Annotated in this window: 1 protein-coding gene; it reads left to right on the top strand. The window is 31.2% G+C overall.

The features are described 5' to 3' along the window. Positions 1–526 (top strand): hypothetical protein (locus NE638_RS17845; RefSeq protein WP_173746877.1); only part of this gene is annotated, 526 nt, incomplete at its 5' end. Positions 527–637: the final 111 nt, after the last annotated feature.

The following is a 637-nucleotide window of genomic DNA, read 5'->3' as shown; positions in this document are numbered from 1 at the left end:
GTTAATAGATATCAAAATAACTTTTCCAGAAGAGGTCGAAGAACGAAACGTTGTATTTGGAAAAGGGCTTTTACATAACCAGTACCAAAAAAAGTCAGAATATGAACTGGACGAAAAAGGAAAAGTAAGTTTTTTTAAGAAAAATAGAAATAATCAGGTGAATATCTGGGCGCTTATAGATATTACAGATATGGATAGAAATGATGTTTTGTTGTTAAATGATAAATTTGCAGAGTTCTGGATCAATGAGATGAGCAGAGAAGAAAAAAAGAAGGATATTCGTTTTACATTTGTAATCCAGGTAGATGAAATGAATGATTATCTGCAGGAAATTTTTTATGAAAGCCAGGGAATCTTTATGGATAAGCACAGAAGCCGGCTGCCTGTATTATATATACGCAAACACGATATCCTGAAAGTAAAATGGGCTGATAATGATTCAAAATATATAAGTATCAATAAGGAAATGAGAAAAGAGTTAAAGAAAATATATGATGATTCGGAGATAGAATCCATTAATAGCTGAAGAAAGGAATCATATGGCGAATCTGATATTGAGCATTTTCGAAAGAGTTATAACAATATTAATGTTTATTGCATTGGCAGTTGCTCTCGTATGCAAGAAAAAATCTAAAAA

Source organism: Blautia sp. MSK.18.38 (genome assembly GCF_024460535.1).
In the GTDB taxonomy this organism is placed as follows: Bacteria; Bacillota; Clostridia; order Lachnospirales; family Lachnospiraceae; genus Blautia_A; species Blautia_A fusiformis.
Note: the sequence above shows the minus strand (reverse complement) of the source record. Positions and strands in the feature narration are given on the sequence as shown.